Below are 21,816 nucleotides of genomic sequence, written 5' to 3'. Positions count from 1 at the left end.
TGGATCAAGAAAAAAGGCGGTCTCTGCACAACAGAGACCGCCTTTTTATTATCAATAAAACCCGACCTTAGTCGTTGCTCACCGAACCGATTTTATGAATAGAAAGATCGGCACCGTTGTACTCTTCCTCTTCACTTAGGCGCAATCCGCTGACGGCCTTCACCGTTCCATATACAACAAAGCCGCTGATTAAGGCGATGCTTATACCAATGGCAGAACCGACCAATTGTGATAAGAAGCTAACATTGCCTAACCCACCTAGGGATTCAAGACCAAAAATACCTGCCGCTATACCGCCCCACGCTCCGCAAATACCATGTAATGGCCATACGCCTAAGACATCGTCTATGTGTTGGAATTTTTGTTGGATCAGCGTAAATAGCCAAGTAAATAACGCACCCGCTACAAGACCCGTTGCCAATGCGCCGATGGGATGCATGATGTCTGAACCTGCACAGACAGCAACCAACCCCGCCAGTGGGCCGTTGTGAATAAAACCGGGATCGTTTTTACCCAAAATCATAGCGGCAATAATACCGCCGACCATAGCCATTAACGAGTTCACTGCGACCAACCCGCTGATGCCGTCTAAGGTTTGTGCCGACATAACGTTAAAGCCAAACCAGCCAATGCAAAGTATCCATGCTCCCAACGCTAGAAAAGGAATATTGGACGGCGCAAAAGCGACCAATTTGTCGCCTCTAAAACGCCCATTACGCGTCCCAAGCAAGATGATAGCGGCTAACGCGACCCAGCCACCAAAACCGTGTACGACGATAGACCCCGCAAAATCATGAAAAGGCGCGCCGAATTGTGTTTCTAACCAATCTTGAAAACCATAATTACCGTTCCAGATCAGGCCTTCTAAAAATGGGTAAGCCACGCCAACAATAACAGCGGCGGAGATCAGCATCGGATAAAACCTTGCCCGTTCCGCCACACCACCGGAGATAATGGCAGGAATCGCAGCAGCAAACGTCATTAGAAAGAAAAACTTCACTAACGCGTAGCCACTTTGCTCAGAAAGGGTTGCAGCACTTTCGAAAAAGTTAATGCCATAGGCGATTTGGTAGCCGATGAAAAAATACACGAGAGCGGAAATCGCAAAATCTGTCATGATTTTTACAAGGGCGTTGACTTGGTTTTTACTGCGAACGGTTCCTACCTCCAAAAATGCAAAACCTGCATGCATCGCAAACACCATGATGGCGCCTAGGAGAATAAAAAAGGTATTAGAATTGGCTATCAGCATTTCTACTGCACTGTTTGTGGCTGTCACAAAGAACCCTCTTATTTAATTGCACCAAGCAAGCGCTTATTGCTCTTATTTTTGCGCCTTTTTCGCACCAATTGACTAAAAAAGGCTTGAAATTGACTATTCGAGACAAAAACAAGCAATTTTCATTCCTATTTTGCTTATTTTTGGTGCTCAGGGTGGATTAAAGTGGGGAGAGAGACATTAATAGCCATCAGTTCAACGTGTTTTTATGATCTAGGCAACCGCAAAATACTTGTTACATCTTCACTCTGCTCACTCCCTGTTTTACGTAGCAAACAAAAGAATTCACTGGCGTTGAGTTTTTGATAAGTATCTTGGAGAAAGGCTGCTATTTGGCTTGAACAGCGGGAGTCTGGATGAGAGCAGTAGCATTTTTAAGAAAAAAGGACTTACTAACAGACACCCATAATTTGAACTTCTCAAGCTTCATACAGACTTTATAACAGTTTGTATGAAGTTTTTTGCATATAGATAGGCTTTAGGCATGTGCAAAAAGAGGCGATCTTAGACTTCTGCCGCGCTTTCCTGCCTCTTCTTAATAATCTGGTTGCGGTCAATTACTTTATTTCTGCCTGTTTTCTTCGCGGCGTAAAGGTAAGAGTCGGCTTGCTGGAACGTTTCGAACAAGCTTTTTTCCTCGTTGGCATAGCCTATCCCAATACTAATCGACAGCTCTTTTAGCCCCCCTAACGTTGACCTTTCAACGGTTTGTCGCACTTTTTCTGCGAGCGAGAAACACTCTTCACTGCTTCTACTTTTTACGAGAATGATGAACTCCTCACCACCCCACCGACCAACGCTATTACTCGCTAGTGTGAGTTTATTCAGTAAAGCGGCAAAGTCAGCGAGAACCTTGTCGCCCACTAAATGGCCATATTGATCATTAACTTGTTTAAAATGATCAATATCTATCAATAGAATGGCATAAGGCTGTTTATGACTTATCCAGTTTTCTTCTGCGTGTTTAAATACATCTTCAATGCCTCGACGATTCAAAACGTTTGTTAGTTGGTCGATCATCGCATGTTGTTCAAGTGTGCTCAGTCGTTCGTGAGTTTTAGTATGTTCCACTCGCATTTGAACGACCGTCCAAAGCAATACGATATAAACGGTATGAGCGATGCCTATATTCAAAACAACACCTACCGTATCATCCAGTGGGTAGTGTTGAATCAGTGCGAGGTAGTGTCCGATTAAGGTAACTATAAAGGACGCTATTGTCACGATAACCGCTTTACGCACCTCCAAAAACAAATAGGCTATGACGTAATTCAACCCTAGCCATTGAGCTGAGTTTGAAAATAAGCCATTTTCTGCCATGTGGTGCCAAATGCTGCTGCTGGTCAGGTAACCCGCAACAATAAGGTAGGTAGTAAGATGAAGGGATTGCTCAGATGCCTTTTTTGTTCGACTTAATAGATAGATTGTGGCAAATCCTGCGATACATATAGGATAAGAGACAGCGTCAAAAAACGCGATGATGCCACTTGTATAATCAATAGACCAAATGGCCGCGAACGCACTCATTGCGAACAGGAGGAGACCGCGAAATACATGAGGTTTTAGCAGCGCAGCTTCCGTGGTTGAGGACGTTTTTCGAATAATATCCATAAGAATACCTAGATTTCCTAGCTGCTTGTTGTACGGGTTTTGGTAAAAGAGAACGTTGTGTTTTTCGATAAATAAGATAGATTCTCTTTATCATTATGCTCTATTGTATCGAAATAAAGTGATATCTCAAAAACACTTGATTTGATAGTAGATGATCCGGTCATTTTGATTTTACGATATTGTATTTTTTTGTACGCTCATACTAACCACATACTAACAGACACCCACTTAATAGAAGCAAAACTGCCTACCTTAGACGTTCACGGTGAACTGGGGATTAGTCTCAATTTTCACGCAAGAAATGACCTCATACCACTCAAATTGCATGATCTTAGATCCGTTTAGGAACGGGTTTAAACTACGCGAATAGCCTTGTGCGTCTTCGGTTTACTCAGGCTTTAGGATTTGAGTGCGAATATTCCTCTAAGCTCGCTTCCGCTCCTACAATACTGCTTGAGGTTGATTCGAACTGAATTGCAATCGTTATCCAATTTTCGTGAGAAATGCCTACTCTTTGTTAAATAGGCGAAAGTGATAGATCAATTGACCCTCTTTTATCCTCCCGAACAACGCGTCCGGTGAGGTCAACAAGATCGTATTAATGCCCTGAAAAGAGTGATTCGGTTAAGTGCGGCCTTGACCTAGCCGGAGCGTCCATATATGGCCTGTATAGATTTCTTAATATGAACAATTTGAATGGGTGTCTTGGGTAATCTTTTTATAAACAGTATAAATTTACGAACTCTTAATAATTATATGGTAACGTTCCATCATTAAAATAGATAATGGCATCTTTTTGGTTTAATATTTTTAATGCTACACCTTTTTTTTCCGACTTCACTCTAAAATACTCTAAAGCAATATCATTGATTGGAACAATTATTGAGTTATTAGGAGTACAGCTGTATTGGACGCCCTTTGCTTCTAACTTGAGATAGTCCAAAGGAGTTCCTCCATCTAATGTTTTCCAATCCCCTTCTGAAATAAAACGTACTATTCCGACTAATTCTGTCTCTAGCTTTGGTACTTCATCAAATTTTTCTATAGAGACAGAGAGTTTATAGTCTTTTCTACTTGTCAAATCATTAAATAGCGCTCTTGCTCTCTCAATTTCATCTTGACAGCTTTTATAAAAAGGAAATGATATTGACACAATATGAGCTTTTTCTTTCGAACAAGAAACTAGAAAAAAAGTAAAACATATTATTAGTATTATCCGCATATTTTCACCCTTAACTATTCCCAAAAATCCCACTAAGTACTTTCAGTAACAGGTTCACGATTAAGCTCCTCAAGAAGCACAGTGTCTCCCGTTTAAACCATTTTCCTCTTGATACTTGCACAACCCTAGCTGTCGAAAGTTTTGCATAAATCGGTTTTTATGCTATAAACATACTTTTGTTTAACTCGATATGTTACATAGTGAGTGGTTGTAATTGTGCCATCTAATAAATGTCCAGATTTTTCCCCAGCTCACTTATTCCTATTCCAATAGTAACTCTAAAGACCTCTTCAAGTTTTACTTTTTCACAAAAATATTTGCCAACAACACCTAAAATATCTTCCATCACCCCTGTCTTTTTTATAGTAGCCTCATAAAAATAAAGATATGGGTAGCCTGTATTAATGTAAATTCACTTATCGCTATGATTTTTATTTAAGTGCCTCACATACTGAAGTAATATTTTATTAATCGATTCAATCTTTTCAGTCGTATTATTCTCCAAGAGATAATCAATATAATTACTCAAGAAGCGATAATCATCTTCGTTACCTATACTCCCTTTAGATAAGATACTTTCAGCCTTTTGACTCAAATCTGTCACTGAGTCAGTTGATTCTAAAGCCAACAGATTAGAAAGCTCCTCGCGCTGTGAAACGCTTAAGTCACCAAAAAGCTCTCTTAAATCGCTTTTGAGAGTTTTTAACCCCTTAAGGTTTTTCATTTCAAAAGTTGAATCAACAATAGACTTAAACTGATTCATCACCGGCGAAGAAGAGCTATCAACTTTAATTGCATACTCAATTACGGTCATGCACCATGACCGAATAGAGTTAAGCTCTGCAAGCTTCTTTTGTTCTTTAGTCATCAAAATTACCCATCAAACTCAGCTATCTCACCGAAGTGCATATTAGAAGCATTATTAACCATACCAACAGACACCCACTACATACTAACAGACACCCACTACATACTAACAGACACCCACTACATACTAACAGACACCCACTACATACTAACAGACACCCACTACATAGAATCAGGAAACACTTTCCAATTCTACAATCAAATCTATCGATTTAATTCCAGAAGCAAAACTGCCAACCTTAGAAGTTCACGGTGAACTGAAGATTAGTCTCAATTTTCACGCAAGAAATGACCTCATACCACTCAAATTGCATGATCTTAGACCCGTTTAGGAATGGATTTAAACTATGCGAATAGCCTTGCGCACCTTCGGTTTGGTCTGGCTTTAGGATTTGAGTGCGAATATTCCTTTAAGCTCGCTTCCGCTCCTACAATACTGCTTGAGTTTGATTCGAACAGAGTTGTAATCGTTATCCAACTTTCGTGAGAAATGCCTACTCTTTGTAAAATAGGCGACAGTGATAGAACAATTGACCCTCTTTTATCCTCCCGAACAACACGTCCGGTGAGGTCAACAAGATCGTATTAATGCCCTAAAAAGGGTGGTTCGGTTAAGTGCGGCCTTGACCTAGCCGGAACGTCCATATATGGCCTGTATTAATACTTAATAAACTTATTAAACGCTAAATATAGCAAATAGATCCCAGTAATAATTATAGCCATCCCTATATATTCATGATTACTTCCAAAGTTTAACACGTCATACTTATAGCTTTTATAACTTCCGTTGAAATAAATCTTAAAACCGAACATACAAGTAACTAAACCGATAGCAATGCAAAAAAACTCATTCAGCTTCATAATATACCTCCCTAAATTAAGACAATAAGTGCGATACTTTTAAATTAGGGAACTTTGGTTCCAAAAAAGGAGTGTGTGACCGATAATATATCACTCCAAAATACTAATATAAAAAACCTAATTCCACTTAAAACAACCATATAATTATTTTTTTCTTCCTAGTTTTCTAATTGGAATAAAAACACTTAACCCGGCCATAAAAAGAGAGAAAACTCTAATATAACCATTCTCCGTAAAATCGACAAAGAAAAAGGCACCATCTTTAGATATAGTATATTGCCCTGTACCAACAAATATAGAAAAAAGTATAATAACAATACTAACGAGAGATGCTAAATCTTTCCCATGACGAGTTTTAGCAGCTAATGCTGAAATAGCATATATAAATGTAGTTAACATGACAGATGACGCTAAATATAAATATGGACTCATTTTTCTACTTCACCCTCCATCTATATAGATTTAAAATAAATATGCTCGTTGATTTTTATAAATGGTGAACTATTCCTCTCTCACTTTATTGCTTACGAAAATAAAATAACAGGAAGCCAGGATATTAGCTTTTCATAAAGCTTCCTATACAAATATCAGAGACTATTTATTCCAGTTTTTCCTAAAAATTCTCATAGGAAAAACCACCCCTAATATCATCATTACGAAAGCAAAAAACCTGATATTATAATCATTATAGAACTCAAAAAATGAGTAAGAGGCTACTCTAAATGCTCCATCCTCAAAAACAGCATAATGGACACTAGAAACTAAACATGAAGCAACAACAAAAAATAAACCTACACGATTAGATAAGCTAGTTTTCGGTCTTTTTGCTGCCGAAGAGCTAGCAAAAAAGTAACAAATTAAATATATTGATATTGATATTGATACGAAATAATAAAAAATTGGATTAGATGGCATTTTTACTCCCTCTAGACAACCATATTCACAATACCGTAAGCACTCCGATAAATAATAACACAACGAATTTGAGTATTTTAGAGAGCAAGTTTAGTGTCGCAAATTCAAATAACCCAACCACTCCAAAAACACATTTACATCGTCACTCAGCTCGGCTCCTGTTTTATGCACTAAATAAAAGGATTCGCTGGCGTTGAGCCTTTTATCAAACAGCTCCACCAGCTTTCCTTCCGCGATCAGGTCTTCTGTCATGGACGAGCGGGCCAGTGCGACACCCAACCCCAGTTCCGCCATTTTGAGCGCGGCGAGGAGTGTGTCTACTTGCATGCCTTTTGCTGGGTCGACATTCTGCTCTCCAACCATTGAAAGCCAGTATCCCCACCCTTCTTCGTAGCCGATGGTGTGGAGTAAAGTGTGATTAGCAAGGTCGGAGGGAGCATTGATTGTATCGAGCAAAGCAGGAGCGCAAACGGGAAACAGTGTGTCCCATGTGAGCCGTCTGACAATAAAGCCCGGCCAGTCGCCATTGCCCCAGCGTATTTCTAGCTCGTGATCGTCATCAACATCGTCGACCCAAAGCGAGGTGGTGTAGCGAATATCGATGTTCGGATAACGCTGCTTAAAATCGGTCAATTTGGGCGCTAGCCAGTGGACAAAAAAAGATAAACTACCGTGAATCTTAATCGGCTTATGGGCACCTTTGTTAACGAGTTCGCTGGTTGCAGCGGCGAGACGAGAGATGGCATCCTGAACAACAGGTAGGTAAGACTGCCCTTCGGAGGTTAAGCTTAACCCTCTTGGTAGACGTTTAAAAAGTGGGATGCCTAAGTGATCTTCGAGTAGGCGTATCTGCTGGCTGACTGCGCCTTGCGTCAAACACAGCTCAGATGCGGCATGAGTAAAATTCAGATGACGCGCTGAGACTTCAAAAGCACGCAGCCAATTGAGTGGAGGGAGAACTTTTTGATTCATTTGAAACGCCCAGCAAATAGTCAGGTAATCGTAACGCTCCCGCTACCAAAGGAAAAGTCATTAACAAAAAAGAGGTCATAAGAGGCTTTTGAACAAAGCCTCTTTGAGCGCAATGGTGTTGTGCTTATAAAGAAGCAAAAGCCTGTTTGAGATCCGCCACTAAATCTTCAGTGTCTTCGATTCCAACAGAGATACGCACGAGCCCTTCCGAAATCCCCAACGCTAGACGTTCTTCTAGCGTGTTTTCAACGTGACTTGTCGTTCTTGCTGGGCCGTATATGGTTTCCACCGCACCTAGGTTGCCAGCGCAATGCGCAAATTGCAGTTTGGGCAAGAGTTTGGTCACGGTTTCCATCCCGCCTTTGAGCACAAAGCTAACGATTGCACCAAAACCTTTCATTTGCGCTTTAGCAATCTCATGCCCTGTATGCGTCGGTAGCCCCGGATAATTAACCGCTTCGACTTCTGGCTCGGTTTGCAGATACTCCGCTAAAGCCATTGCACTGGCTTGTTGTTGGCGCATTCGCAATGCAAGCGTCTTGATTCCGCGAATAATGAGGTAAGCAGAAAATGGATCGAGAGACGCTCCGTTGATTTCTCGATAGTGCCTAACTTGGCTCATCAAAGATTCTGCACCACAGGCAATACCGCCCATTGCGTCCGCATGGCCACTTAAAAACTTAGTCGCGCTGTGCAACACAACATCGACTCCAAGTGTCAGAGGGCTTTGGTTCAACGGCGTGGCAAAGGTATTGTCCGCGATAACAATGGCACCTTGCGCTTTCGCGGCGGCTGCAAGACGTTTAATGTCCAAGACTTTTAAAGTCGGGTTCGTGGGGGTTTCTAAATACAGAAGGTCGCAGCCTTTGGCGATTTCAGCTTCGATGGCTTCGTGATCTTGGGTTTCACAAAGTGTCACCTCTACACCCATTTTTGGCAGAAACTCTTCAAAAATTTTATTCGTGCCACCGTAGCTGTCTTTGGTCGAAACAACGCGCATGCCATGCGACAAAAAGGTGTACAACACACTGCTGATCACGGCCATTCCGCTACTGAATGCAACCGCTGATTCAGCACGCTCTAGCTGACACAGCTTCGCTTCCAATACTTCAACCGTTGGGTTGCTCATACGGCTATATATGAAACCGGGGGCTTTGCCCAAAGCAACGTCGTACCACTCGTCGATGTCTTCGTAACCGTAGGCTGCGCTTGCAACAATAGGCGTCTGAGTCGCACGATACGGATGACCTACCGTTTCGCCACCCCAAACGGCCTGTGTTCCCACTCCGACAGCATTAATGTCTTTTGTTTGGTTTGGTTTATTCGTATGTTGATTGTCCATGGACGGCTCCCAGTAAGTCTCGTTTCTTAGCGCAAATATAGTGGACATTGAGCCAGTCGAGTAATCATCTATTCCAAGCCTCAGGGTGGTTTTTTTTAATGGCAATCTTTCATGTAATAGACGCGAATTAACTTAATAAGAAAAACATCAAGTTAGGCATTTACCAATAAGCATTCTTGATACCGTAATTAAATTGAATGATGTAACGCACAATAATCTGGCACTGCCTGTTTTTGCACCAACTTTAGTCAAGTATACTTACACTCTCTATTCACCATACGACGAAAGACACTTATGACAAACCCAAGTTTCAACTCAAATTTGGCTGCCGAGCTACAAAGCATTGTTGGCGCTGCGCATACACTAACGGACGAAGACAAAAAACAACCGTTTTGCAAAGGGTTTCGATTGGGTGGCGGTGAAGCGTATGCCGTTGTTCGACCAGCGAGTCTAGTTGAAACTTGGAAAGTGCTTGAGGCTTGTGTCAAAGCTGACGCCATTGTCATCATGCAAGCCGCCAACACCGGTTTAACTGGCGGTTCAACACCCAACGGGAACGATTACGATCGCCCTATTGTAGTCGTGAGCACTATGCGCATCGACGACATTCATATTATTAACGAAGGCAAACAAATTGTTGGCTTACCCGGCAGTACCTTGTTTGGGCTTGAAGAACGCCTTAAACCTTTTGGTCGTGAGCCGCATTCTGTTATCGGCTCTTCTTGTATTGGTGCATCGATCGTTGGCGGCATTTGTAATAACTCTGGTGGAGCGCTTGTACAACGCGGCCCAGCGTATACAGAACTTACCTTATATGCGGAAGTTACGCCTGAAGGTGAGCTGCGTCTTGTGAACCATTTGGGTATTGATTTGGGTGAAACACCTGAAGAAATTTTATCGAATCTTCAGAACAAAACGTATAAAGAATCGGACATCCTGTTCCCTGATAAACGGGCTTCTGACAACGAGTACAATAAGCGTATTCGTGATGTCGATGCCGAAACACCGTCTCGCTTTAACGCTGACCCTCGCCGCCTCCATGAATCTTCTGGCTGTGCTGGTAAGCTGGCTGTCTTTGCCGTACGAATGGACACCTTTCCGATCCCTGAAAAACACCAAGTGTTCTACATTGGCACGAATGATCCAGCGGTCATGGAACAAATTCGTCGTGATATGCTGTCAAAATTCGACAACTTGCCAGTCTCTGGCGAGTACATGCACAAAACGTGTTACGACATCAGTAAGAAATACGGAAAAGACAGCTACTTGGTCATCGACAAGATGGGCACGAAATACATGCCTAAGATGTTTGCCATGAAACGAACTGTCGACCGTATCGCGGGTAAATTTTCGTTTTTACCAAACAAATTCTCTGATCGCGCTATGCAATTTATTGCAGACTTTTTCCCGAACCATCTACCACAACGCATGGAACAGTTCCGTGAACGCTTCGAGCATCATTGGGTTGTGGAAACAGCAAACGCGGGTGTAGATGAAGCGCAAGCTTACCTAGATGAGTTCTTCAAAGACAACAAAGGCGATTTCTTCGCTTGTACTGAGCGCGAAGCGGATCAAGCCATTCTTCATCGTTTTGTTGCTGGTGGCGCGATTGGGCGTTACCACTTAATGGAGGGCAAAGACCTTGGCTCCATTATGACCATTGATGTGGCCTTCCCTCGTAACGAACGCGAGTGGTTCGAAACGTTACCAAAAGAGCTTGAAGAGCAAATCGCAGTGAAGATGTACTACGGACACTTCTTCTGTCATGTCATGCACCAAAACTACATTATGAAAAAAGGGGTCGATGCGAAAGCGGTGAAGAATAAGATTTTAGAATCCTTCGATACTCGTGGAGCCGAATACCCCGCAGAGCATAATGTTGGCCATGAATACATTGCCAAGCAAGCACTGCGCGACCATTACCAGAAAGTCGACCCAACCAACGCCTTCAATCCCGGCATCGGGGGCACAAGTAAACTGAAACACTGGAAAGAATTAATGAAAGAAGGTGGCTGCTCTAATAGTGATTGTGGGGGTCATTAAAAACCCACTTTAGAAATACAGAATAAAGGCGCTCAATTGAAGCGCCTTTATTTTTCAGCCTCATAAAATTCTGACGGTATCAGTATAAATTTTTGATCTATTTGCTTACCGTTCAACAAATCTAAGCCAATTTCGACTGCTTTTTCTGCCATTTGTACAGGCTGCTGCGTTGCGGTGCCGATCCAAATGTCGCTTTTATCAATATAACGTTTCGCAAATTCTGCCCCATCTACAGAAGCGAGTAGAAACTCACTCCGGTTGGCTTGGTCGGCTGCTTGCATCGCGCCCAATGCGGTTGGGTCGTTTATCGTAAATACAGCATCGATATGATCGTAGGCTTCCATGAGATACGTCATGGCTTCCATACCGCCTTCAAGGCTGCCTGTACCGTTTAGTCTGTCGCTGAGTAATTTGATCTTTGGATAGCGACTGATCGCTGACTTACAACCCGCAACTCGCTCCACGACGGATGAAACAGAAACGCCATTGATAATCACAAAGTTGCCTTTGTAATCTATACGCTCTGCTAGTTCCTCACACGCAATGCGCCCAGCCTGAACATTATCAGTGGTAATGGTCGCGTCTGCACCTTCTGCGTTCACATCCACAGCAATGACTTTGATACCCGCCCGCCGTGCTTTTGCGACCACTGGGGCAACACCGTATTCGTCCGCTGCGGTTAATACGATAAGGTCAACGCCTTCGTCGATGAATTGATTCAGTTGCTCCGTTTGGCGCTCTAAATCGTAAGCATCCGAACGAATGTGCATTCTGACGGGATGGGGAGAAAGTTCTTCCGCTTTGCTCGAAGTCGACTCCACCAATTTTACAAAGTAAGGGTTGCCTAAATCGGCAACACTGATGCCGATTGAGCGCAATACGCTCGGTTCGGTTGAGATAGACGGAGATGAGGTAAAGAAGAGCGAAAAGGCGATACAGGTCAGCAAGCGCTTACTCTTAATTAAACGAGCTGTTTTCTTGAGTCTTGCTGTGAACCTGCTCATAACCGCCTTTCCTGCTAGAAGCCACTTTACGTAAAGAAGTCGCCTACCTTACGCCGCTTCAGTGGATTCGTCTACTTCCATAGCACCTGTCATGATCGCAACGGCATCAGACATAGAATGAGACTGAGGCGTTACCACCGCAGCACGTTTACCAAGACGATGTATGTGAATTCGATCCGCAACCTCAAAGACATGAGGCATGTTATGGCTGATCAGAACAATGGGCAGCCCTCGGTCACGTACTTCTTTGATCAAGTTCAAAACGCGGCGAGATTCCTTCACGCCTAATGCGGCCGTTGGCTCATCCATAATCACAACTTTACTGCCGAATAAAGCGGAACGGGCAACTGCAACACCTTGGCGCTGACCTCCAGAAAGAGATTCAACAGCCTGATTGATGTTTTGAATCGTCAAAAGACCAAGCTCTTGCATTTTCGCACGAGCGCGCTCTTCCATCGCTTTTTTATCAAGCATACGGAACACCGAACCCAAAATCCCCGGCTTACGCAGTTCTCGCCCTAAAAACAAATTGTCGGCAATGTTTAATGCAGGCGCGACAGCAAGATTCTGATACACCGTTTCAATGCCTAACTCACGTGCTTCCATAGGCGATTGGAAGGAAACAGGCTTTCCATCTAATAAGATCTCACCTTCATCCGGTACAAGCGCGCCGGACAAGGCTTTAATCAAAGACGATTTGCCCGCTCCGTTATCACCAATTACCGCTAAAATTTCACCGGGATAAAGTTCAAATTCTGCATGGTCAATCGCAGTAACACTGCCGTAGCGTTTAACTAAACGTTTTGCCTGTAGAACGGGTGTTTGTGTCATATCAACGCTCATTATGCTGTCCCCTTTCTGATCCACTGATCCGCGCCAACGGCAACGATAATTAGAATACCGACGGTAAATTCTTGCCAAAGTACATCAACGCCCGCCAGTGCTAGACCATTTCGGAAAACACCGACGATAAGCGCACCGACCAATGTGCCGAATATCGACCCTCGACCACCAAAGAGGCTACACCCGCCGATAACCACGGCTGTAATACTGTCTAAGTTTGTCGTGTACCCAGCTTGAGGACTCACAGAACCGATACGACCAATCAGCACCCACGCTCCGACAGCACAAATAACGCCCGCTAGAACATACACTGAAAGCAACACGCGATCTGTACGAATACCCGCTAATTTCGCGGCCGCTGGATCGTCCCCTGTTGCATAGACATGGCGACCCCAAGCCGTCCAGTTTAAGGCATACCAAATCACCACAAACAACAACAGCATTAATATAGAGCCGTACGTTAAGCGAGCACCAAATAAATTGATCGTTTCACCTAACCATTGTAGTAGAGGCGCATTCGCTGCGATCTCTTGTGAGCGAATTGTTTCACTTTTTGAATACCATAGGTTTAACGCAAAGAATACGTTCCATGAGCCTAAGGTTGCGATGAAAGGCGGCAATTTAAGGCGCGTAATTAGGGTGCCATTTATAAATCCCGTTATCGCGCCCGTTGCGAGCCCGATCAATAGAGCCAATGAAGGGTCGATACCATAATCGATTGCCATTCGTCCCATCACAACGGAAGACAGAACCATGATGGCACCTACAGACAAATCGATACCCGCAGTAAGGATAATCAAGGTCTGGGCGATACCAATCACGCCGATGATCGTAACTTGCTGCAACACAAGAGAAAGGTTGAAAGGATGTAAAAAGCGATCCCCAACAATCAAACTGAAGCCGAAAATCGCAAGTATAAGTACGATAAGTGGTGCAGCGACCGGGTATTGATGAAGAAATTTTTGAAAGCGATGAACCAAGCTTCCTTTTGATTCAAACTGAGCGACATACGTGCCAGCCTGATCAGCCACTTTATCGTGCTCTGCGACTTTGTCGTTTGCACTTTGAGAATTGGTTGAACTCATAATTACGGTAACTCCGAGCGAGAAAAGACGACCAGCAGCAAGCGTCTGAGCTGCTAGCCGCACAAAAACGGAAGAGTGAGACTATTTCGTTTTGAGAGAGTGCCGCTGTGCGGCTCTCTCTCAGCGTTAGATTAACCCCAGCACATATTCAGGCCGACACTTGAGTCGACAGACTGAACACCGTCTGCAGGTGAATTAGTGATCAAGGTCACGCCTGTATCATAGAAATCCAACCCGTCAGTTGCAGTAGGTTTCGTTCCAGATAGCGCGAAGGTCGCAATGGCTTCAACACCTTCTGCGGCCATTTTTAGAGGGAACTGCATTGACGTTGCACCGATCACGCCGTCACGAATGTTACGAACGCCTGGGCAACCGCCGTCTACCGATACGATCATCACGTCGTCTTCCATACCAAACGATTTAAGTGCTTCATAAGCGCCCGCCGCAGCCGGTTCGTTGATGGTATAAACAAGGTTAACGTCAGGGTCTTTCTGCATTAGGTTTTCCATCGCGCGACGTCCACCCTCTTCAGAACCTTGAGTCACGTCGTTACCGACAATGCGAGAGTCAGTTTCATCGCCGATGTCATGCGGATCTTTGATATCTATGCCAAAGCCTTTCAAGAAGCCTTGGTCACGCGCAACATCAACAGAAATTTCGCTGGTATTTAGGTCAAGCAATGCAATTTTAGCGTCTTTGGCTTTGTCGCCCATTTTCGCTTTGGCCCACTTACCAATCATTTCACCGGCTTTAAAGTTATCTGTAGCAAAGGTCATATCCGCTGCACTTGCAGGAGACAGAGGTGTGTCTAGTGCGATAACAAGAAGCCCAGCTTCTCGTGCTCGTTGAATGGTAGGAACAATACCTGCTGGATCGCTTGGTGTAATCAAAATACCTTTCGCACCCGATGCAATCAGGTTCTCAATGGCTTGAACCTGAGTTTCATTATCTCCATCATAACGACCCGCAAATGTGCGAAGTTCTAGACCCAGCTCTTGTGCTTTTTCTTGAGCGCCTTCTTTCATTTTTACGAAGAATGGGTTTGTGTTGGTTTTGGTAATAAGACCAATGATAGGGGTTTCTGCCATAGCAGCAGTAGATAGGGCGCCAGCAGCAACCATGCAAGCGAGTTTACGGTACATGAATTTCATTAGTTCGACTCCAGAATTATTTTTATCGGTCGGTTTATAACTTTAAAGCCAGATGTTTATATCTGCTTCACCATCACTATGGCTGATAAAAACTAATGGAGAATTTCAAAGCCGTACTTTTTTTTGAAATATTTGTAATAATTCAGAAATTAATAGGATTATTTACTTTTAAACACCGCTTCTAGCGTTCGAATGGTAAACGGTTTCGACAAGAGTAAATCGTCTTCTTTTAATGCATATTTGTTATGCAGCTCTTGCTTTGGCAACCCCGACATCAAGACCACAGGAATACTTGATAGTGCTTCATTTTGTTTTATAAAGTGCGCCAACTCCACGCCATTCCTCACACCCGCGAGGTTTACATCACTTAAGATTGCATCAGGATGAATGGCTTTCTCAAGGGATTCCAATACGGTTTCCACGCGATCAAAACTCTGCACAATGAAACCGAGTTGAATAAGCTGTGAGCGCATTACATTTCGCACTTCTTCGTCATCTTCCACCAGCCAAATTAACGCATCTTCTGGGATCGATACAGACACAGTGTCACTTGTATCAGTCGCGTCCGATGTCGTTATACGAGAGGCGATGTGGGATGCTGCGTGTTGAGGCAGGAAGATGCACACTTTTGTCCACTGATTCTCTTCAGAAGTGACGATGATGTCGCCACCACTTTGTTTGACAAAGCCATAAATCATACTCAAACCAAGGCCACTGCCTTTGCCAACAGGCTTAGTCGTAAAGAAGGGTTCAAAAATACGCGCCAATACGTCTTTCGATATCCCTTCTCCAGTATCTTCAACCGCCACTCTAATAGCGGGAATATCGCTGTCTGGTAAGGTACAAGCTTTGGTTGAGAACGTTAAGGTTCCGCCATTGGGCATGGCCGCTGCACTGTTTAGAGACAGATTCAACAGTGCATTTTCCAGCTGAGAAGGGTCAATTAAACACTGTATGTCGGGGCAATTTAAACTGGGTTTGACGACAATATGACTGCCCACACTGTATTCCACCAGATCCAGCATTCCTTCAATTAGATCATCAATATGAGTGCATTCGGGAAAGAGCTGTTGCCGACGACTGAACGCCAAGAGTCGTTGTACAAGGTTGCTGCTTTTTTCCGAAACGGCCAGCGCGCGCTCAGTATACCGACGTTGATCCGAAGATAAGTTTTCACTGTCGGACAGCATTTGTAAGTTACCCATAATGGCCGCTAAGAGATTATTAAAATCGTGCGCAACGCCGCCCGTTAACTGACCGAGCATTTCCATTTTTTGGGCCTGTCTGAGCTGGCTTTCAACACTTTTTCGTTCTGTTAAGTCTGTATATAAGGTAACAAAACCACCTTCTGGCATCGGTTTAGAGCGAAATTCGATAATACGTCCGTCGTCAAAATGACGCTCAAAGCTCTGCGACGAATGATGGCGGGATTCGTTTACCTCATCCATATACACCAGTTCGTTTTCGATACTCACATTGCGATGCGTTACTAGACTGATGAGCCGCTGCACATCGGGCAAGGTCATTCCTACGCTCAAATCGCCTTTATTCAAGCCAAATACCGCTTCGTATCCTTGGTTCCAAGCAACCAATTCACCTTTTGCTGAAAACACACTTAATCCATCGTTCATATTGTCAAAGATGGTTTCAAGTAAGTGTTTTTGCTCTGAAAGTTCCGATGTTACTTCAATTCGATATATTGCATCACGGCGAAACACTTCAAACGCATCCACCAATGTTCCTATCTCATCGTCCCGATCTAGTTGGATGGTATCGGAATCCAACGCGCCTTTAGACAAGGCCTCCATATCGCGGGTGACGGCCTCTAAATCCTTCGTCATGCGTTGGCTATACCAGTAAAGGCGCATTAGACCAATCAGCAAAAATGCGGAAATACCAAATATCCAGAGCTGGCCATTCGCTACTACTTCTGCAACTTTTTCTCGTTGCCGGCTGACCCGTTTTTTCAATGCTCCTACGAAGTTACTGACTCGTTCACTCAATAGCTCCGACTTAGCTCGGGTTGAAATCAACAGATAGGTCTTTCGCTCTGTGATTTCATTCATTCTTTTTTGAGCAGCAAGAAAGCGTTCTGTAATGTCTTTACTTGGCTGCACTTGATGCAGAAGATCTAAATCACTCACAATGTCCTGCGACACTTGGCCTGAGTCTTCGATGAGTTTTAGCAGCCAAAAAAGTACTTTTGTACGCTCGACACTCAACTCACCTTCGTTCACGCCACTGCTTTCCAAAACGCGTATGCGAAACTGTTGTGCTAAGTTGTCTTCTCGAATATACAATTCTTCGCGCACAAGCCTGACCAACTCTTCCAATGTCATTTGAAGTTCATCCAGACGTTGATTCACTTCTAATTTAAAATCAGGGTCTAAGAGCGATTCAGCAACACTGCGCAATGCTTGAATTCCGTTTTGTAAATGCTTGGCTTCTGTTTGCAATTGAAATGGGCGGGCAGAACTGGCGGTATAGGGCGCGGTTGCAGCAAGTTGAGCAACTCCTTCAGCAAGCGTAAGCGCGGTACTGATCTCGGGTAAGGTTCGAGCTTCGAACTCAGCCAAACTTGATTCACTCACACGCATTGCCTGCCAACCAATCGCCACCATGAAGCATGCCACGAGGCTGATGGTCAGGATCGAAAGTGACGCTTTTTGCCGAATGCTGGTCAGTTTCATTAGTTTTTCCTGACGGGACCTTGAAACAAGTAGCCTATGCCTCGTTGCGTTTTCACAAACTCAGGTGTCTTAGGATTAACTTCTATTTTCCGTCGTAATCTGAGAATGAGCACATCGACCGTTCGATCCGATACTTCTGTCTCTAAACCACGGCTGTAATCGATAATTTGCTCTCGTGTTAAGACTCGATCAGGGTGCATTACCAACACTTCTAGCAATGAAAACTCACCGTGTGTTAGCGATATTTGTTTTCCTTGTATGTCTTTTAGGGTGCGGGCTGTTCGATCTAGAATCCAATTTCCAAAACGCAAACATTCGTGCTCTTCTTCGACGCTGTTTGGCGTCACAGGTATCGCGCTCGCACGGCGCAACAATGCGTAAATACGAGCCGTTAATTCGCGAATATTAAACGGCTTCATCATGTAATCGTCCGCCGCGAGTTCAAGCCCTAAAATTCGATCCGTTTCATCGCCTTTCCCCGTTAGCATCATGATGGGCATTGCATGCTGTTCGCGGATTTGCCGAGCAAGTTGCAGCCCGTCTTCTTCTTGTAGAAACAGGTCCATCAAAACCAAATCAATCATTTGGTTCTGCAAGTGAGGCCACATATCGGCACCGTTTTCGGCGGTAATAACGACATAGCCTTTTTGCGATAGAACATCGCAAAGCAACTCTCGTATATCTTGATCATCGTCGACCACGAGCAAGGTTTTTTTACTTAATTCTGTCATTAATATGATACTTGTTCTAATTATTGGACAATTAAGTCAGACTTACGGAATTCGCCATTTTACCGTCATCAATTTGGATATCCGCACAATTATGTCTTCAGATTCTATAACGATCTGCCTAGTTGATAACAGCTCGAAAGAACGAGAAAGTGTAACAATCCCAGTTCAAGACGGTGAAACGTTGCTTGACGCTCTGCTAAGAGAGGGTATCGATATTAAACACGCTTGTCGAAATGCGGCGTGTGGAATCTGCCTTACTCCTCTGCTAGAGGGCAAGATACATTATAGCAACCGGATTCCACGCGGTTTGTCGGAACAAGAACAATTTGATGGCTATATATTACCTTGCATTGCGACGTGCGAAACCTCCGTTACTATTGGCCCTCCAAAAGCAAAATACGCCAAACGCTCCTCTAAATAGATCGTTTTACTAGATTGGATATTTTATAGAACCGTTATAATGAGACCTTAAGTATGCGTTACACTGAGTTGTTTCAACGCCGCTGCAAGCTCGTTGGCGTCATACTGTTTTCTTTTATTTCTACCAGACTGTAAGTGACCATGACATTAGCATGAACGAACATCTCCCTATCTACGATGTAATTCCCCAAGTAAAAAAACAGCTTCTTCATAATAACGAAGCCATTCTGCAAGCAGCACCGGGAGCAGGAAAAACGACAGTTGTTCCGTTAGCATTATTGCAAGAGCCATGGTTAGAAAATCGCCTTATTGTCATGCTGGAACCTCGCCGCATTGCCTCAAAAACGGCCGCGAAACGACTTGCAGAGCAACTGGGAGAGCCACTTGGAGAAACAGTCGGTTATCAAATACGCCAAGAAGGAAAAAAAAGCCAACGAACTCAATTGTTGGTCGTCACCGAAGGGATTTTGACTCGTATGCTTCAAGATGATCCCTCTCTTGAAGACGTCGGTCTCATCATCTTCGATGAGTTCCACGAGCGTAACTTACAATCCGACCTCGCTTTTGCGTTCGCCCAACAGTGTCGACAATTATTTCGTGATGAAGACCCGTTGAAACTGCTGATCATGTCAGCGACGTTAGATACAACGTTGCTAGAGCAACACTTAAAATGTCAAAGCATTGTCAGTGAGGGTCGGCAATTTCCCGTCGAGATTAAGTATTCAAACCAATCGTTAAAACACTATGAGATTCCGAGTGTCGTCTCCAAGACCGTTTTAAGAGCTTTAATTGAAGAGCCCGGCTCCATTTTAGTGTTTTTACCAGGGCAAGGTGAGATTCGACGAGTCGAGAGCGAATTACTCAACGCTCGTACAACCGAACGATATCTCGACGACGTAGATGTGTTGCCGTTGTATGGCAATTTGTCGATGGCGGAACAAGAAAAGGTCATTGCGCCCGCCAAAGAAGGTAAACGAAAAATAGTGCTCGCAACGAGCGTTGCTCAAACAAGTTTAACCATAGAAGGCATTCGAGTGGTCATTGATTCTGGCCTTAGCAGAGAGGCCCGTTTAGACGCTAATACCGCCACAACAAGGTTACACACACGCCGCGTTACAAAAGCAGAAAGCACACAACGCTTAGGCCGTGCGGGACGCACACAAGCTGGCGTATGCTACCGATGGTGGTCTCAAGAGCAACAAAACCAATTGTCGGAGCAAGCGCAGCCTCAAATCGAATTAGAAGACCTTACGGATGTTGTGCTTATGCTCGCCTTATGGGGATGCGAAAACAAATCTGAATTAAACTGGATTACGCCCCCTCCAGACGGGCACTGGAGACAAGCACAATCTCTGCTGTTTGAACTTGGTGTACTGTCATCGCCACACACGTTGTCACTGACACCGTCAGGCAATAACATCAGTAAGCTCAACGCCCCTGTTCGTTTGGCCGTTATGATGAACCACTCTGGCGCGACGAAACCAAGGGATATTACACAACTGTGCGCACTGATTCATGAAGGAGACCCTTTTCCATCACATTCTGGGAATAACAGCGATATACAGCATAGACTAACTTGGCTAAGTGACGGAAAAGCGCAGGCAAAACGCTACCTTTATACCGCTCAATCATGGGAGAAGCGACTATCGGCGTTAAAGATAAAGGCAGCAAAAGAGCAGTCTAACTTAATGGATTCTGAATGTTCTTTGGGTCTAATGCTGTCCTACGGTTTCCCCGACCGAATTGCTCAAAAAGTTAGACAACAAGGTGAAGAAACACTCTATAAGCTAAGCAATGGGCGCACCGCCACGCTCAGCTCGCTCGACCCTCTTTCACGTTGTGAACATATTGTTGTATTAGATTTAGGCGGCGCCGCAAACCGAAATTCCGATCGAATTTTTCTTGCTTCTGAAATCGACATCAACTCGTTATTGCTACATCGTCCCAATTTACTGATAAAAAAAGAAGTGGCCGAGTGGGACAAAAAAACACAGCGCCTCATCGGTGAAAAGCAAATATGGATCAACAAACTCTGTATCTCTTCCACTCCTAGAAACGATCTCAGCCAATCCATGATAAACCAAGCCTTTTGTGATTTTGTTAGAACGGAAGGCCTCAATGCCTTACCTTGGGATGACTCCAGCAGAGCATTACTCGCACGGTTGCGCTTTATTCAATCTTCCGCGATGCAAGAAGCCGGAAACGCAGTATCTAACGATCTAAAAACACTGGCAGATTCACTGCCGGATGTATCAGACAACGGATTGATACAGTCACTAGACGATTGGCTATCTCCCTTCCTTACCGGCGTCACATCCCAAGCTAAGTTAAATAAACTGGATCTTAAGCAAATTATTAACGCTTACTTGCCTTGGCCGATACAAACGCAACTTGGCAATATCGTACCAGAACGAATCAAAGTCGCGTCTGGGTCGTCCTATTCTGTAGATTACTCTTCTGGTGAGCCCGTTCTCAGTGTGAAGCTTCAAGAAATGTTTGGCGAGACAAGCAGCCCCAAAGTATTGGGCATTCCGGTGAAAATTGAGTTACTTTCACCCGCGAGAAGACCGCTTGCAGTGACTAAGGACCTGACTTTTTTTTGGCAGGATGTGTATCCAGAAGTACGTAAAGAAATGCGAGGGCGTTACCCTAAACACCCTTGGCCTGAAGATCCTTTAACTGCAACGGCCACTAGTAAAACCAACCGAGCACTTCAACGTTGATGTTTGAAAGAAAGTGAGGAATTCTTAAATCTGGCACTAATCGTGCTTTATGTTAGA

General features: G+C 44.0%; 18 protein-coding genes and 1 pseudogene. 3 read left to right on the top strand and 16 right to left on the bottom strand.

What is annotated here, in order from left to right; genetic code table 11:
* Positions 1-67 precede the first annotated feature (67 nt).
* From DFP79_RS00705 to DFP79_RS00660, 10 genes and pseudogenes are all read right to left on the bottom strand, one after another.
* A complete protein-coding gene (locus DFP79_RS00705) occupies positions 68-1,279 on the bottom strand; it encodes an ammonium transporter (RefSeq protein WP_133501991.1) in 1,212 nt (403 codons plus the stop codon).
* A 504-nt stretch (positions 1,280-1,783) separates the two neighbouring features.
* Positions 1,784-2,890, bottom strand: a complete 1,107-nt coding sequence (locus DFP79_RS00700; RefSeq protein WP_133501989.1) for a GGDEF domain-containing protein — start codon at positions 2,888-2,890, stop codon at positions 1,784-1,786.
* Between the two features lie 391 nt (positions 2,891-3,281).
* Positions 3,282-3,485 (bottom strand): annotated as a pseudogene (locus DFP79_RS18210) (transposase); the annotation flags it as partial.
* A 150-nt stretch (positions 3,486-3,635) separates the two neighbouring features.
* Positions 3,636-4,112 carry a hypothetical protein gene (locus DFP79_RS00690; RefSeq protein ID WP_133501987.1) on the bottom strand — a complete coding sequence of 159 codons (477 nt, stop codon included), beginning with the start codon at positions 4,110-4,112 and terminating at the stop codon, positions 3,636-3,638.
* Between the two features lie 223 nt (positions 4,113-4,335).
* Entirely contained in the window at positions 4,336-4,458 is a 123-nt protein-coding gene (locus DFP79_RS18135) for a hypothetical protein (RefSeq protein WP_279526481.1), read from the bottom strand.
* A gap of 66 nt (positions 4,459-4,524) precedes the next feature.
* Positions 4,525-4,980, bottom strand: a complete 456-nt coding sequence (locus DFP79_RS00685; protein ID WP_133501985.1) for a hypothetical protein — start codon at positions 4,978-4,980, stop codon at positions 4,525-4,527.
* A gap of 1,004 nt (positions 4,981-5,984) precedes the next feature.
* Positions 5,985-6,272 (bottom strand): hypothetical protein, encoded by a 288-nt coding sequence (locus tag DFP79_RS00675; protein ID WP_133501983.1) that lies wholly within the window; start codon positions 6,270-6,272, stop codon positions 5,985-5,987.
* 162 nt (positions 6,273-6,434) lie between these two features.
* Positions 6,435-6,755, bottom strand: coding sequence for a hypothetical protein (locus tag DFP79_RS17935; protein WP_133501981.1), 321 nt, complete (start codon positions 6,753-6,755; stop codon positions 6,435-6,437).
* Between the two features lie 90 nt (positions 6,756-6,845).
* On the bottom strand, positions 6,846-7,727 hold the full coding sequence (locus DFP79_RS00665) for a LysR substrate-binding domain-containing protein (protein WP_133501979.1): 882 nt from the start codon (positions 7,725-7,727) through the stop codon (positions 6,846-6,848).
* A gap of 124 nt (positions 7,728-7,851) precedes the next feature.
* Entirely contained in the window at positions 7,852-9,069 is a 1,218-nt protein-coding gene (locus DFP79_RS00660; RefSeq protein WP_133501977.1) for a cystathionine gamma-synthase family protein, read from the bottom strand.
* A gap of 294 nt (positions 9,070-9,363) precedes the next feature.
* On the opposite strand from DFP79_RS00660, the gene dld reads away from it, so the two are divergent.
* A complete protein-coding gene (gene dld, locus DFP79_RS00655) occupies positions 9,364-11,112 on the top strand; it encodes a D-lactate dehydrogenase (RefSeq protein ID WP_133501975.1) in 1,749 nt (582 codons plus the stop codon).
* Between the two features lie 47 nt (positions 11,113-11,159).
* Here the strand turns inward: dld and DFP79_RS00650 are convergent, their stop codons facing one another.
* The 6 genes from DFP79_RS00650 to DFP79_RS00625 form a co-directional block, all read right to left on the bottom strand.
* On the bottom strand, positions 11,160-12,116 hold the full coding sequence (locus DFP79_RS00650) for a substrate-binding domain-containing protein (protein ID WP_133501973.1): 957 nt from the start codon (positions 12,114-12,116) through the stop codon (positions 11,160-11,162).
* A 48-nt stretch (positions 12,117-12,164) separates the two neighbouring features.
* Positions 12,165-12,959: an ATP-binding cassette domain-containing protein gene (locus DFP79_RS00645; protein ID WP_133501971.1), complete on the bottom strand. Its 795-nt coding sequence runs from the start codon at positions 12,957-12,959 to the stop codon at positions 12,165-12,167.
* Positions 12,959-14,044, bottom strand: a complete 1,086-nt coding sequence (locus tag DFP79_RS00640; RefSeq protein WP_133501969.1) for an ABC transporter permease — start codon at positions 14,042-14,044, stop codon at positions 12,959-12,961. The genes DFP79_RS00645 and DFP79_RS00640 overlap by 1 nt, the downstream gene beginning before the upstream one ends.
* 131 nt (positions 14,045-14,175) lie before the next feature.
* Positions 14,176-15,195 carry a sugar ABC transporter substrate-binding protein gene (locus DFP79_RS00635; protein WP_133501967.1) on the bottom strand — a complete coding sequence of 340 codons (1,020 nt, stop codon included), beginning with the start codon at positions 15,193-15,195 and terminating at the stop codon, positions 14,176-14,178.
* A gap of 158 nt (positions 15,196-15,353) precedes the next feature.
* A complete protein-coding gene (locus DFP79_RS00630; RefSeq protein ID WP_133501965.1) occupies positions 15,354-17,885 on the bottom strand; it encodes a PAS-domain containing protein in 2,532 nt (843 codons plus the stop codon).
* Complete coding sequence (locus tag DFP79_RS00625; RefSeq protein WP_133501963.1) at positions 17,885-18,616, bottom strand: response regulator; 732 nt, start codon at positions 18,614-18,616, stop codon at positions 17,885-17,887. Before DFP79_RS00625 ends, DFP79_RS00630 begins: the two co-directional genes overlap by 1 nt.
* 91 nt (positions 18,617-18,707) lie before the next feature.
* Between DFP79_RS00625 and DFP79_RS00620 the strand changes: the two genes are divergently transcribed.
* Entirely contained in the window at positions 18,708-19,037 is a 330-nt protein-coding gene (locus tag DFP79_RS00620; protein WP_133501961.1) for a 2Fe-2S iron-sulfur cluster-binding protein, read from the top strand.
* Positions 19,038-19,188: 151 nt separating this feature from the next.
* Positions 19,189-21,759 carry an ATP-dependent helicase HrpB gene (gene hrpB, locus DFP79_RS00615; protein ID WP_133501959.1) on the top strand — a complete coding sequence of 857 codons (2,571 nt, stop codon included), beginning with the start codon at positions 19,189-19,191 and terminating at the stop codon, positions 21,757-21,759.
* The last annotated feature ends 57 nt before the right edge of the window (positions 21,760-21,816 follow it).

The organism is Marinomonas balearica, assembly GCF_004362145.1.
Taxonomy (GTDB): Bacteria; Pseudomonadota; Gammaproteobacteria; order Pseudomonadales; family Marinomonadaceae; genus Marinomonas; species Marinomonas balearica.
This window is presented reverse-complemented; position numbering and strand designations above follow the sequence as displayed.

Excerpts from the sequence above, each read along its gene's own strand:
- DFP79_RS00645 (WP_133501971.1), bottom strand. The coding sequence starts at position 12,959 with ATGAGCGTTGATATGACACAAACACCCGTTCTACAGGCAAAACGTTTA.
- DFP79_RS00675 (WP_133501983.1), bottom strand. The coding sequence starts at position 6,272 with ATGAGTCCATATTTATATTTAGCGTCATCTGTCATGTTAACTACATTT.
- DFP79_RS00685 (WP_133501985.1), bottom strand. The coding sequence starts at position 4,980 with ATGACTAAAGAACAAAAGAAGCTTGCAGAGCTTAACTCTATTCGGTCA.
- DFP79_RS18135 (WP_279526481.1), bottom strand. The coding sequence starts at position 4,458 with ATGGAAGATATTTTAGGTGTTGTTGGCAAATATTTTTGTGAAAAAGTA.
- DFP79_RS00620 (WP_133501961.1), top strand. The coding sequence starts at position 18,708 with ATGTCTTCAGATTCTATAACGATCTGCCTAGTTGATAACAGCTCGAAA.
- hrpB (WP_133501959.1), top strand. The coding sequence starts at position 19,189 with ATGAACGAACATCTCCCTATCTACGATGTAATTCCCCAAGTAAAAAAA.
- DFP79_RS00635 (WP_133501967.1), bottom strand. The coding sequence starts at position 15,195 with ATGAAATTCATGTACCGTAAACTCGCTTGCATGGTTGCTGCTGGCGCC.
- DFP79_RS00650 (WP_133501973.1), bottom strand. The coding sequence starts at position 12,116 with ATGAGCAGGTTCACAGCAAGACTCAAGAAAACAGCTCGTTTAATTAAG.
- DFP79_RS00700 (WP_133501989.1), bottom strand. The coding sequence starts at position 2,890 with ATGGATATTATTCGAAAAACGTCCTCAACCACGGAAGCTGCGCTGCTA.
- dld (WP_133501975.1), top strand. The coding sequence starts at position 9,364 with ATGACAAACCCAAGTTTCAACTCAAATTTGGCTGCCGAGCTACAAAGC.
- DFP79_RS00625 (WP_133501963.1), bottom strand. The coding sequence starts at position 18,616 with ATGACAGAATTAAGTAAAAAAACCTTGCTCGTGGTCGACGATGATCAA.
- DFP79_RS17935 (WP_133501981.1), bottom strand. The coding sequence starts at position 6,755 with ATGCCATCTAATCCAATTTTTTATTATTTCGTATCAATATCAATATCA.
- DFP79_RS00660 (WP_133501977.1), bottom strand. The coding sequence starts at position 9,069 with ATGGACAATCAACATACGAATAAACCAAACCAAACAAAAGACATTAAT.
- DFP79_RS00690 (WP_133501987.1), bottom strand. The coding sequence starts at position 4,112 with ATGCGGATAATACTAATAATATGTTTTACTTTTTTTCTAGTTTCTTGT.
- DFP79_RS00640 (WP_133501969.1), bottom strand. The coding sequence starts at position 14,044 with ATGAGTTCAACCAATTCTCAAAGTGCAAACGACAAAGTCGCAGAGCAC.
- DFP79_RS00630 (WP_133501965.1), bottom strand. The coding sequence starts at position 17,885 with ATGAAACTGACCAGCATTCGGCAAAAAGCGTCACTTTCGATCCTGACC.
- DFP79_RS00665 (WP_133501979.1), bottom strand. The coding sequence starts at position 7,727 with ATGAATCAAAAAGTTCTCCCTCCACTCAATTGGCTGCGTGCTTTTGAA.